Genomic DNA, 12959 nt, shown 5'->3' with positions numbered 1-12959 from the left:
AAATATAATGTGTTTTAAAGTAAAACTACTTTGGAAATAGAAGAAAAAGAAAAAATAAAATCTGTATTGAAACAGATTCTTCGGTATAGCTCAAAATCAAGTTTTAGTATTAAAAACCTTGGCTATTTGCCTAGGTGGATTATACTATCTATTGATGTCTTTACGATTTTAATATCGGGAGTGTTAACCTATTATTTGTTTAAAGGAATTGGCTTACAATATTATAAATCTCATCATGAGGGTTATAAAATTCTTTTGTTTTTTGTGACAAATATTTTCTTTTTCTGGTGGTTTAAAACCTATTCAGGAATTATTAGACACTCTTCATTTATAGATGCTATAAAAATTGTTTTTTCGCAAGTTTCTACCTTTATTGTTTTAGTTATTTTTAATTTTGTTTTTTTCCTTTATTTCAAATATAATTTATTTCTTACTACAGCACTTGTTATTAATATCATAGTGTCTTTTTGCTTGTTGTTTTTATACAGAGTATTGGTTAAACAATTTTTTGAAGCTTATCTAAAAGGGATTCAAAGCGAAAAATTAGTTAGAGCAATTGTTTACGGATCCGATGCAAATGCTATTTCAGTTTCTAATGCGTTAATTTCCGAAATTCCAAATCGATTTAAGTTGTTGGGATTTATAGATAAACACAATTCAAACTCCTCAAAAAGAATCCTTGATTTACCTATTTTAAATAAGAAAAAGAAAATTTCGGTTCTGATGCGTTCTATGAATGCTGAAGCACTAATCATTGCCGACAAGGGACTTACAAAGGAAGAACAAATCGCAATTGTCGATGAATGTTTAGAGTTTAATCTAAAAGTATATACTGTACCACTTATTTCAGATTGGGAAAATCAGAAAGAAATATCAAAAAAAATAAAGAGTTTTCAAATTGAAGATTTACTAGAAAGAAAACCCATAGTTTTAGATAACAAATTAATTTCTTCTCAAATAAAAGGGAAAGTAGTTTTAATTACTGGAGCAGCAGGTTCAATAGGTAGTGAGATTGTAAGGCAAATTATCGATTTTAATCCAGAGATTTTAATTGCTTTAGATCAAGCAGAAACACCATTACACGAATTAACATTAGAGATTCAAAAGCTAAAATTAAAAACTCGATTAGTATCTATAATTGCAGATGTAAGAGATTTAGTTGGATTGGAAAGAATATTCGAACAGTTTAAACCAAGTCTTGTATATCACGCAGCAGCGTATAAACACGTACCACTTATGGAAGAGAATCCTTCTCAAGCGATATTTGTAAATGTGATGGGGACAAAAAATCTAGCCGATTTATCAATAAAATATAATGTAGAGAAATTTGTAATGGTTTCTACCGATAAGGCAGTAAATCCAAGCAATGTCATGGGGGCTAGTAAACGAATTGCTGAAAAATATGTGCAATCTTTATACTTTGATAAAAAAAATAATGATTACTACACAACAAAATTTATAACTACCCGTTTTGGGAATGTATTAGGGTCTAATGGGTCTGTAGTACCACTTTTTTCTAAACAAATTGCCGAAGGAGGTCCAATAACCATAACTCATCAGGATATTATTCGTTATTTTATGACAATTCCAGAAGCTTGCCAGTTGGTTCTTGAGGCAGGTGCTATGGGGAAAGGTGGAGAGATTTATATTTTCGACATGGGTAAACCAGTAAAAATATATGATTTAGCTACAAAAATGATTCGTTTGGCTGGTTTTGTTCCAAATAAGGATATAAAAATAAAAATTGTAGGATTGCGACCAGGCGAAAAGCTATATGAAGAATTACTGAATGATAATTCGAAAACATTACCAACACACCACGAAAAAATAATGGTAGCACAAGAAGAAATAGATGTTTATGATGAGGTAGAAAAGGCAATTTTAGAAATTCTGAATGCCTCAAATGAATATAATAATAACTTGATAGTTGCAAAAATGAAAATGTTGATTCCAGAATTTAAAAGTATGAATTCAACTTTTGAAATTCTAGATAATTAAAAAAGAATCAGTGTTTAAACACTTCTAACAAAGAAAGTGGTTTAAACAGAAAATTAAAAAAATGAAAAACAGAAAATTAATACTTTATTTTTTATTAGGACTAAACTTATTATTAATAACGGCTTGTGCTGATAAAAAACAAATAGCTTATTATCAAAACATCAATCAGTTTGAAACTCAAGCAAGCATAAATAATTTTGAATCTAAAATCCAACCCGATGATTTGTTGATGATTGTAGTTTCTACGCCAGATCCTGAAGCAGCATCACCATTTAATCTTGAAACTATTTCGGTGCCTACAGCTATCGGACAAACAGTACAAGCGCAAAGGCAGCAACAATTGTACTTGGTAGATGCTAATGGACTTATTCAATTTCCTGTTTTGGGAGAAATAAAAACAGGAGGACAAACCAAATCGGAAGTTATTGATGTTATTAAAAATAAACTTAAAAAATATATAAATGACGCTATTGTAAATATGCGTATTGTGAATTTCAAAGTTACCGTACAAGGAGAAGTGGTAAAGCCAGGAAGTTTTACTATTGCTAGCGAACGTATTACCTTGCCAGAAGCCTTAAGTTTAGCAGGGGATTTAACCATTTACGGAAAAAGAGACAATATCGTCTTGGTTAGGGAAGTAAACAACAAAAAAACATTTAACAGGATAGATATTACCAAAGCTGATTTTATAAACTCACCTTATTATTACTTATCCCAAAATGATTTGCTTTATGTAGAACCTAATAAGGCAAAATCTAGAACTTCAACAGGATTTACTCAGAATGGTCCAATTTGGATTGCTATTGCCTCATTAATATCTTCAGTAGTTTTGTCAATATTTATAATAAATAAAAATTAAGATTTATAATGTTAAATAATTCAATAACCGATTCAGAAGGAGACAATTCTTTAGGAATAAAAGAACAAATTTTTAAGTACTTACGACAATGGAAATGGTTTTTGTTAAGTGTTTTTTTATTTTTATTTCTAGCTAAATTATACTTACGATATTCTATTCCAGAATACAAATCTCAAACCACTTTATTAATAAAGAGAGATGAATCAGGAGGAATGGCTTCAGAACTTGCTGCTTTTGAAGATTTAGGATTGTTCTCTGGACCCAAAAAAGATATTGATGACGAAATGGAGGTTTTAAAATCGAGATCTCTTATTGCAAAAACAATAAAGGAAGGGAAATTTAATGTCTCCTATGTTTTAGAAGGACGAATTAAGTCTTCTGAATCATATAAAGAAAATCCTATTGATGTTGACTTTAAAGAGAAAACTGAAAAATTCTTCGAAAAAGATACCACATTAAGTATCAAAATTTTATCCTCTAAAAAATTCGAATTATTTAATGCAAACAATAGCCGCATAGGAGATTTTAATTTTGGACAAGTAATCTCATCAAAAGAATTAGGTGATTATGTGGTAAATATAAATCACGAGAATGCAAAAGATATAAATTACAAAATTAGTGTAAAATTAGAATCTTTAAAAAATGCTACTAATAAATTTAAAAGCAAATTTCAAGTAGCAACAATTACTAAATTTACAAATGTACTAGAAATTTCATTTACCGATCCAGTTAAAGAGAAATCTGAAGATTTCTTAGATAAACTAGTAGTTATTTATAACAACGATGCTATAATTGATAAAAACTTAATATCTGAAAAAACAGCCCAATTTATAAACGACAGACTAGCAATTATCACAAATGAGTTAGATGGCGTAGAAAAAGATGTAGAAAAATATAAAAACAAAAATAATATTACAGATCTTCCCGCTGAAGCCGAATTGTATCTTAAAAATTCTAGTGAATCAAACAAAGAGGAAATTATTGTAGGAACGCAGCTTAAAGTTGTTGGAATCATGATTGATTTTATGAGGAAAAACAATAATGACGATATCATACCTGCCAATATTGTTCCTGAAGATAATAATTCATCGACTCTAATTGCCGAATATAATAATTTGGTAATAGAGAGAAATAGAGTCCTTAAAAGTTCTACGTTAGAAAATCCAATCGTTATTAGAGTTAATGATAAAATAAATTTTTTAAAATCCAGTATTTCTGAAAGTTTAAATAAACTAAAATCTTCCTTAATAATAAAAAATAATGCAATTATTAATCAAGGAAACATTGTTGGTGGCAGAATTTCTCAAATTCCCAGACAAGAAAGAGAATTTAGAGGAATTTTTAGACAACAGCAAATTAAGGAAGAATTATACTTGTATTTGTTTAAAAAGAGAGAAGAAACAGCCATTACACTAGCAGCGACAGCACCCATATCTAAAGTTGTAGATTATGCTTATTCCTCAGATATTCCTATATCACCCAAAGGAAGCCTGATTTTTTTAGTTTCGTTAATAATTGGATTGCTTATTCCTTTTTCAATAATCTATTTATTAGATTTATTAGATACTAAAGTAAAAAACCGTCATGATTTAGATGCTAAGCTTACAATTCCATTTATAGGTGATGTGCCGCATTCGGATGATAATAACGAAATCATGCAGTCAGGTAGTAGAACAAGTTCGGCAGAAGCTATACGTATTGTTAGAACTAATTTAGAATTTGTTTTAAGCAATATCGAAACAAATGATAAAGCAAAAACCATATTCCTAACTTCTACTTTACCAAAAGAGGGGAAAACATTTATAACCATTAATCTTGCGGCAACAATAGCTATTTCAGGAAAGAAGGTATTGCTAATAGGTATGGATATTAGAAATCCTAAACTAGATGAATACGTAAAATTGCCAGCAAGAGGTCTTACAAATTTTTTATCAACAAAAGATTCAGATATCAAAGATTTTATAGTAAATCAGAAGGGTTACGAAAATTTCGACATTCTACCAGCAGGAGCAATCCCACCTAATCCAGCAGAATTACTAATGAGTAAAAAGGTTGAAGCTATGTTCGAACAATTAAAATCTGAATATGATTACATAGTAGTAGATACTGCTCCAGTAAGTTTGGTTACAGATACTTTACTAATATCTAAAAATGCCGATGCGTTTATATATGTAGTTCGAGCTAATTATTTAGAAAAAGCATCGCTAAGAATCCCAGAATTATTATACAAAGAAAATAAATTACCAAATATGTGTGTCTTACTAAACGATACCGATAATGTAGCAGGATATGGTTACGGTTATTACCAAGAAAAAGCAAAACAACCTTGGTACAAAAAAATATTTAATTTTTCATTTTTCGGATAATAATTTAAATAAAAAAGAGGCAATTGCTTTTTTTATTTAAAAAACTGATTGTTTGCAATTGCCTCTTTAAGAGGTTGCAAATCTTTTATCAATATTTTATTACTAAAAGATTCTATATGTTTTTTATGATGTACATCAGATCCTACAAAATCTATGAGTCCTTTTTTTAATAATTTTTCGGCAGTTTGAGCTACGGCTGCTCCATAGTATCCAACGGTAGAAGGTAAGTTAATCTGAAATAAACAACCTGCGTTTTTTAATTTTAAGTATTGGTCAAAATTATTATGATAAAAAGTATATCTTTCAGGATGTGCCAAGACAGGTTTGTATCCTGCAACTTGTAAGTCGAAAATAATATCAAAAAGTTGAATAGGTGGGTTTAAATAAGACATTTCAACTAAAACATAATTATCTTTAAGTGTAAGGATTTCTTTTTTTTGAAATAAAGAAACAAAATGATCGTCCATTAAGTATTCGGCTGCAGCCTTAAATGGGACATTATTATTTAAATTTAAATTTGTTTCTAATTCAAGAGCCTGTATTTTATCCTTAGAATTATCCCAAAAACCATTAAAAATATGTGGAGTGGTTATAAAATTAGACATCCCCATATTTTTTAAACTATCAAGTAAAAACTGAGTATCATCAATAGTTTGTGCACCATCATCAATTCCGGGCAACAAGTGCGAATGAATATCAATGTGGCCATCAGGGATTAAGTCCTTGAGTGTGACTTTGTGTTTATTAAAAAATAACATTATAGGTAGGTTTTAATTTGGACTACAAAGATATTAAATATTAGTAAGTTTCCAGAAATACATTGCCTAACATAATTTAAATTTAAATTTCATTAAATATACAATTTAGAACTCATAAAAAATATGTTTCTTTACTTAAATTTGTAAAAATAAAAAATTAATGAATAATAAATTGATAGAAATTATAAAGGCTAATTTTAAATATTTGTTCTTTTTTTACAGATATTTAAAAACAAAAATTTTATGGATAATTATATTTAGTTTTTTTGTTAGTTTACTAGACGCTATTAGTTTATCAATGTTTATTCCTTTGTTTGATGTGGCTTCAAATAGTTCACAAACAAAAATTGCAGGTGAGGGTTTTAATTTTCAATCCCTATTTGGATATATTGGTATGGAAGTTACTGTTAATAATATTTTGTTATTAATGCTTGTTTTTTTCTTTGTTAAAGGTGTTTTTAGATACTTAGATGTTTATTTTAGGGTTTTGCTTACTTCGTTTTTCATAAAAAAAATAAGATTTAATTTATTGTATTTAATTGCAAATTTGAAATACTCAAAATTTGTAAAAACGGATTTAGGAACCATACAAAATATTCTTACTCAAGAAGTGTCGAATGTTATAAGTGCTTACTCTCAATATTTTTCCGTTTTTCAAAATATTATTTTTGTTGTGGTTTACATGACACTTTCATTGATTGCAAATGCAAAATTCACTTTGATTGTGATATTTGGCGGGATATTTTCAAACTTGATTTTGAAAAAATTTTACATAAACTCTGAAAGTTTATCTTATTCGATTACAAGTAAAAACAATAATTTTTCAAGTCTGGTAATGCAACAAGTGACTAATTTTAAATATTTAAAAGCAACGGCTACTATGCCAATATATATTGACAAGCTGACAACAAAAATAAATGAAATTGAAGAAGATCAAAAAAAATTAGGTTTGATAAGCGGACTAATTTTATCTATACGTGAACCCGTAATAATATTTTTTTTAATTTCTGCCATATTTATTCAAGTAAATTGGTTAAAAGGACAGTTAAGCACGATACTTTTGAGTTTGTTGTTTTTTTACAGAGCGTTTAACAGTTTTATGAATGTTCAATTAAGCTGGAATGGTTTTCTAAAATATGTGGGATCTATAAAAAATCTGGAAGAATTTCAAGTCTCTCTTACAAATGAAAATGAAAATATAAACGGACTAAATTTCGAAAAAATAAATAATACTATCGATTTGAAAAACATATCGTTTCATTATTCTGAAAAAAGCCCAATTATTACCAATTTAAGTTATTCAATAAAGAAAAATACAACTACGGCGATAGTGGGTAAAAGCGGTTCTGGAAAGACAACGTTGGTTAATATAATAGCTGGTTTGTTAGAGCCAGTAAACGGAGAAATCATGATTGATGATAATGAATTAAACCAATATAATAGAAACTCTTATAGAAATAGAATAGGATTTATTTCCCAAGAAACTGTTGTTTTTAATGACACATTATTTAATAATATAACTTTTTGGGCCGAAAAAACACAAGAAAATAATAAACGCTTTTTAGAAGTTATTCAAAAAGTAGATTTATCTGTTTTTCTAAATAATTCTGAATTAAAAGAAGATACAGTTTTAGGAGATAATGGGGTTATGATGTCTGGAGGACAACGCCAAAGATTGTCTATTGCCAGAGAATTATATAAGCAAAATGAGATTTTAATTTTAGATGAAGCAACATCATCTCTAGATTCCGAAACCGAAAAACTAATTCAAGAAAGTATAGATAATATAAAAGGCTCTGTTACTATCTTAATTATTGCACATCGATTGTCAACCATCAAAAATGCAGATACAATTTTGGTGCTTAAAAATGGTGTTATTGAATCATCAGGAAGTTTTACGGAATTAATGGAAAAATCAAAATCATTTGAAAAAATGGTTAATTTACAAGAATTATAATATGAAGTTTTCCATTCTCATAACAACAAAAAATAGGATTGATGACCTCAAGGTTACACTCGAGAAGTTATCTGCTTTATTGAATAGGGACGATGTTGCATGTATTATTTGTGATGATGGTTCTTCAGATAATACATTTCAATATCTAGAAGAATATTACCCTAAAATTCAATTAATAAGAAACACTCAAAGCAAAGGATTAATTTATAGTAGAAATAAATTATTAAGTTTAGTTAATTCAGAATTTGCGATTTCTTTAGATGACGACTTGCATTTTATTACTGAAAACCCTTTAGAAATCATTGATGACTATTTTAATGAAAACCCTAATTGTGGACTAATTAGTTTTAGGATATTTTGGAGTAAATTAACTCCAACTTCTACCCATTCAAATCAAAAAGCGATAAGAGTGCAAAGTTTTGCTGGTGGTGCTCATGTATGGCGTATGTCCGCTTGGAAATCTATTCCAGAATATCCAGATTGGTTTGTGTTTTATGGAGAAGAAGATTTTGCATCGTATCATTTGTTTAAAAAATATATAGAGATTCATTATGTTCCTGAAATCTTAACACACCATAGAGTTGACATAAAAGCAAGGAAAAAAGACAATGATTACGTGCAACGACTTCGTAGATCACTTCGAGCAGGCTGGTTTTTATTTTTCTTATTTATGCCTTTATCAACTATTCCAAGAAAAATGTTATATTCACTTTATATACAAGTAAAACTAAAAGTCTTCAAAGGAGATTTCAAAGCATTAAAAGCAATTGTTTTGGCATTAATAGATTTAGTCATAAATTTCCCTCGAATTATTAAAAATAGTAACAGATTAACTATAGAAGAATATAATTTATACAGTAAACTTCAATACACAAAACTGTATTGGAAACCTGAAGATGAAAAATAAAACTATTGCCATAATACCAGCTAGAGGCGGTTCTAAAAGACTGCCAGAAAAAAACATCAAATTGCTTGATGGGATACCACTTATAGCACATAGTATTTTATTTGCAAAAGCCAATTCAGACATTATAAGCGAGATTTACGTTTCTACCGATAACAAAAAAATTAAAGAAATTGCCATGCAATTTGGTGCCAAAGTTATAGACAGACCCGCTGAATTATCTGGTGACTTCGAACCAACTGTTTCAGCATTAAAGCATGTTCTCTCAACTATCGAAACCGTAGAAAACGTAGTTTTATTGCAAGCTACAAACCCATTAAGACCTGTGAGTTTATTAAAAGAAGCTTTCGGTATTTTTCAAAATAATAATTGTGATAGTTTATTTACGGTTACCCGAAACCATCAGAAATTTGGAAAAATTGTTAACGACAAGTTTATTCCTTTCAATTACGAAATAGGGCAACGCAGTCAAGATTTAGATCCACTATATTTCGAAAATGGCTTGTTGTATATTAGCAAAGGAAAACTAATTCTAGAAAATATTATTATTTCAGAAAATGTCTTTCCATTCCAAATAAATCACCCTTTTGCAACTGTAGATATAGATACAGAAGAAGATTTTAATCATGCGGTTTTTTTAAAAAACCTTATGGAGATTAATAGAAAATAAACTTTAAATAAAACATGAGTATAAATAACATCGCATTAAATAACTATAAGAGATTTTGTAGTTTAGAAGGAAGTGAATATATAGCGAGTGAGTTCGCACTTGAAACAATTTTAAAGTTAATCAAAAAGTTTAAAATAAATAATGTTTTAGAATTAGGACTAGGCATTGGTTCAATTTCAGACACCGTTTTTAAATATGCGAATAGTAAAAATATCGCTATTAAATATGTTGGAACAGAAAAAAACGAGTTTTGTTTAAATGCCTTAAAAACATATGTTGAAGATTATGAAAAAATCGAATTATTTTCAGAACTGAAAGACATTGAAAATCAAAAATTCGATTTTATTATTATTGATGGGTTAGACGAAACATTAAAGGAAATAGTTAAATATTGTTATGAGAACACTATAATATTTATTGAAGGAGATCGAAGCGGACAAACAAAAGCAGTTTTGGAGATTTTCCCGAAGAGTTTGTATGTTAATGTGATTTCATTGAATAAAAATAAGGAATATGCTGCTGGAGACTGCAAGCCAACTCACTATGTTGGTGGTGGGCAATTAATTTTTGTTAACCCAACTTTAAAAATGAAATTTCTTTGGTTTAAAGAAAAATCAAAAACATTTATAATAAGAAAGATAAGATTAATAAAAAAATAATGAATCCATATATAGAAATAGCAGGAAGAAAAATAGGGCAAGATTTCCAGCCTTTGGTCATTGCCGAAATCGGTATTAATCATGAAGGTTCACTACAAGTTGCCAAAGAAATGGTTGACGCTGCTAAACGCGCGGGTGTTGAAGTCGTAAAACACCAAACCCATATTGTGGCTGATGAAATGACTAGTGCGGCCAAGAAGGTAATTCCTGGTAATGCAAATGTTTCAATCTATGAAATTATGGAACGTTGTGCTCTAAATGAAGACGATGAGTTAGAACTAAAAAATTATGTAGAAAACAAAGGCATGATTTTTATTTCGACACCATTTTCTCGTGCCGCTGCAGAAAGACTTAAGAAATTTGATATTCCAGCTTATAAAATAGGTTCGGGAGAATGTAATAATTACCCATTATTAGAACACATCGCTTCTTTTGGCAAACCTGTTATTTTAAGTACAGGGATGAATACTATAGAGAGTATTACCAAAGCCGTTGCTATTTTTGATAATCATAATGTTCCTGTGGCACTTTTACATACTACCAATTTGTATCCTACACCAATTCATTTGGTTCGTTTTGGTGCAATGACAGAAATGCATCAGGCTTTCCCAGATAAAGTTTTCGGATTGAGCGATCACACACTAAATAACAATGCTTGTCTAGGCGCTGTCGCCTTAGGAGCTAGTATTTTAGAACGACATTTTACAGACCACATGCAACGAACAGGACCAGATATCGTATGTAGTATGGACGAAAATTCTTGTCGTGAACTAATAAAAAATAGTGCTGAAATGGCACAAATGAGAGGCGGAACAAAAAATCCTGCCGATGAGGAACAAGTAACTATCGATTTTGCTTTTGCAACTGTTTGTACAATCGCACCAATAATAAAAGGAGCTATTTTTACCAAAGAAAATATTTGGGTAAAAAGACCAGGGACTGGGAAGATTTTGGCCGAGAATTTTGATTCTATTTTAGGAAAAAAATCGGTCAGAGATATAGAAAATGATGAACAATTAGCTTGGGAGGATATATCATAAATGGAAAATTTTGTTGATTTTATGTTAACCAAAGTATATCAAAGTAAACCCATATTGGAGACTTTGATTCAAAAGGCTTTTCAAAAAACGGTTAGGGATGTCAATTATCATTTTCCAGATCTTTCAAAAGAAGAAATAAAACACAAAATTGAAACGAATAGCAATGAATTAGCCGTTTTTCTATTCCGACTGGGAAGAGAATTACATGAAAATAATCTTGATGATTTGAAACCTCAAATTCATTGGTTACTAAAAGAACTGTGTTCGTGTGAAATTTATTTTAATAACGAAATTGCCGAAGGTTTTTATCTGATTCATGGAGAAGGAACAGTAATAGGAAGTCGAAATAAAATTGGGAAAGGATTTAAAATTCACCAAGGCTGTACAATTGGTCATAAAAAAAATGGCGAAGGAAATGGAAATGTTATTGGAGACAATGTAACCATGTATTGTAATTCTTCTATAATTGGAGAATTAAAAATAGGTGATAATGTAGTTGTGGGAGGACATGTTATGGTTCATAATGATGTTCAAGACAATACGATTGTAATTCAAAAGAGTGAAACTGTTTTTCGTTTGCTAAATTAAATAAAGAGATTTTTTTTAAGGATTTTGTTAAATAAATATTGATGATTAAGATAAATAATAGATTAAGAGAATTAGATTTTTTAAGAGGTATAGCCATCATATTAGTCTTGTTGAGGCATTTGCATCTTTTTGAGTTTACAACAAAAATGGGCTGGATAGGAGTGGATTTGTTTTTTGTTTTGAGCGGATTTTTAGTTTCAGGATTATTATTTAAAGAGTATATAAGATACGGGGATATAAGACCAAAATTATTTTTAATAAGAAGAGGTTTCAAGATCTATCCAATTTATTTTTTAACTTATTTTTTATATTTAGCCCCAAAAATTATTAAAGGGCAATTTGTTTTAAAAGGATTTTTGGCAGATATGTTTTTCGTTCAAAATTATGTTTGGGGTTGGGGATATGCTTATGTAGCCACGTGGTCGCTAGCAATCGAAGAACATTTTTATTTTGGTTTTGCTCTTCTGCTTTATTTTTTAATTCAAAGTAAAATGTTTGATTTTAAGGTAAATTTGAAAAAAATAAATTTTGATTTTTTTCAAATTATATTAATTTTATCATTCCTTTTCTGTCTAATTATAAGAATATACAACAATATTTACCATCCTGATTATGAAGAAAAAAATGTTACAATGACGCATCTTAGAATGGATTCGCTTTTTGCTGGGGTATTTATTTCATATTTGTATTATTTTAAAAATGAAATTTTAATGCTATTTTTTAATTCTTACAAAAGAATATTAATAATAATAGCTTTTCTATTATTATCATTTACACCATTTATTGATTTTGAAGAATCTTTTTTTGTTAGAACATTCGGGTTCACATTTCTATATATAGCGTTTGGTATTTTCTTAATTTATTTTTTGATGGATAATAATATCAACTACAAGTTGAACAAGGTTTTTTCTGAAAGAGTAGTCATTATAGTAAGTAAAATTGGATTTTCATCTTATTCAATATATATTATTCATGGGTTTGTTGGTTTCTTTTTTTCGGTTCTTAGCGTGTATGTACTGAAATTTAAAATAAATCCTATATTGCTTTTTATTATGACATCTACTACAAGTGTTTTAACAGGAATGTTTATGACACTTTATATTGAAAAATATTTTTTAAAAATCAGAGATAAATATTATCCAAGTAGAATCAACTAAATA

Annotated in this window: 11 protein-coding genes; 10 read left to right on the top strand and 1 reads right to left on the bottom strand. The window is 29.0% G+C overall.

From position 1 onward, the window contains the following. The first annotated feature begins 30 nt into the window (after positions 1-30). From ACH2BP_RS10600 to ACH2BP_RS10590, 3 genes are all read left to right on the top strand, one after another. Positions 31-1998, top strand: coding sequence for an SDR family NAD(P)-dependent oxidoreductase (locus ACH2BP_RS10600; RefSeq protein ID WP_395059685.1), 1968 nt, complete (start codon positions 31-33; stop codon positions 1996-1998). A 61-nt stretch (positions 1999-2059) separates the two neighbouring features. Beyond that, a complete protein-coding gene (locus ACH2BP_RS10595) occupies positions 2060-2857 on the top strand; it encodes a polysaccharide biosynthesis/export family protein (protein WP_395059683.1) in 798 nt (265 codons plus the stop codon). An 8-nt stretch (positions 2858-2865) separates the two neighbouring features. After that, positions 2866-5223, top strand: coding sequence for a GumC family protein (locus tag ACH2BP_RS10590; RefSeq protein ID WP_395059681.1), 2358 nt, complete (start codon positions 2866-2868; stop codon positions 5221-5223). A gap of 32 nt (positions 5224-5255) precedes the next feature. Here the strand turns inward: ACH2BP_RS10590 and ACH2BP_RS10585 are convergent, their stop codons facing one another. Continuing rightward, on the bottom strand, positions 5256-5981 hold the full coding sequence (locus ACH2BP_RS10585) for a tyrosine-protein phosphatase (protein WP_395059679.1): 726 nt from the start codon (positions 5979-5981) through the stop codon (positions 5256-5258). Positions 5982-6141: 160 nt separating this feature from the next. Here ACH2BP_RS10585 and ACH2BP_RS10580 point away from each other — a divergent pair, with 160 nt between their 5' ends. The 7 genes from ACH2BP_RS10580 to ACH2BP_RS10550 are packed head-to-tail and all read left to right on the top strand — an operon-like array spanning position 6142 to position 12956. Next, positions 6142-7938, top strand: coding sequence for an ABC transporter ATP-binding protein (locus ACH2BP_RS10580; RefSeq protein ID WP_395059677.1), 1797 nt, complete (start codon positions 6142-6144; stop codon positions 7936-7938). A gap of 1 nt (position 7939) precedes the next feature. Continuing rightward, positions 7940-8845, top strand: coding sequence for a glycosyltransferase family 2 protein (locus ACH2BP_RS10575; RefSeq protein ID WP_395059675.1), 906 nt, complete (start codon positions 7940-7942; stop codon positions 8843-8845). Next, positions 8835-9512 carry a cytidylyltransferase domain-containing protein gene (locus ACH2BP_RS10570; protein WP_395059673.1) on the top strand — a complete coding sequence of 226 codons (678 nt, stop codon included), beginning with the start codon at positions 8835-8837 and terminating at the stop codon, positions 9510-9512. The genes ACH2BP_RS10575 and ACH2BP_RS10570 overlap by 11 nt, the downstream gene beginning before the upstream one ends. Before the next feature lie 14 nt (positions 9513-9526). Beyond that, positions 9527-10171, top strand: coding sequence for a hypothetical protein (locus ACH2BP_RS10565; protein WP_395059671.1), 645 nt, complete (start codon positions 9527-9529; stop codon positions 10169-10171). Further along, positions 10171-11211 carry an N-acetylneuraminate synthase gene (gene neuB / locus ACH2BP_RS10560; protein ID WP_395059669.1) on the top strand — a complete coding sequence of 347 codons (1041 nt, stop codon included), beginning with the start codon at positions 10171-10173 and terminating at the stop codon, positions 11209-11211. Before ACH2BP_RS10565 ends, neuB begins: the two co-directional genes overlap by 1 nt. Beyond that, the gene (locus ACH2BP_RS10555; protein WP_395059667.1) at positions 11212-11799 is read left to right on the top strand and encodes a hypothetical protein; all 588 of its coding nucleotides are present in this window, start codon (positions 11212-11214) and stop codon (positions 11797-11799) included. A 41-nt stretch (positions 11800-11840) separates the two neighbouring features. Further along, positions 11841-12956, top strand: a complete 1116-nt coding sequence (locus ACH2BP_RS10550; protein WP_395059665.1) for an acyltransferase family protein — start codon at positions 11841-11843, stop codon at positions 12954-12956. The last annotated feature ends 3 nt before the right edge of the window (positions 12957-12959 follow it).

This window comes from Flavobacterium sp. (assembly GCF_043756175.1).
In the GTDB taxonomy this organism is placed as follows: Bacteria; Bacteroidota; Bacteroidia; order Flavobacteriales; family Flavobacteriaceae; genus Flavobacterium.
This window is presented reverse-complemented; position numbering and strand designations above follow the sequence as displayed.